The organism is Lichenihabitans sp. Uapishka_5 (genome assembly GCF_033947565.1).
In the GTDB taxonomy this organism is placed as follows: Bacteria; Pseudomonadota; Alphaproteobacteria; order Rhizobiales; family Beijerinckiaceae; genus Lichenihabitans.
The window spans coordinates 452-718 of sequence record NZ_JARPVX010000219.1; the positions used below are offsets into that span (position 1 = coordinate 452).

The window sequence follows — 267 nt, forward strand, 5'->3', positions numbered from 1 at the left end:
CGGGCGAGGTCCAGCCCGTCGAGGTCGCCCGGCATGTTGATGTCCGTCACGACAGCGGCCACGTCGTTGCCCGGCTCATCGCAATAGGCGATCGCCTGGGCCGCGTTGCTGAAGTCGACCACGATATGCCCTGCATCCTCCAGCATCTCGATCGCGAGCATGCGGAGCATCGGTTCGTCGTCGACCACAAGGACAATACGCATGAACGCTACCTACCAGCCCTGTCTAACAGCCGCTTGCCGCGCATGGTTCCTGCCCGTCAGGCCG

The 267-nt window shown here is 64.0% G+C and carries 1 protein-coding gene; it reads right to left on the reverse strand.

What is annotated here, in order from left to right; translation table 11 throughout:
- Positions 1-203, reverse strand: a 203-nt coding sequence (locus P7D22_RS23295) for a response regulator (protein WP_319936617.1), incomplete at its 3' end; no start/stop codon positions are given.
- Between the last annotated feature and the right edge of the window lie 64 nt (positions 204-267).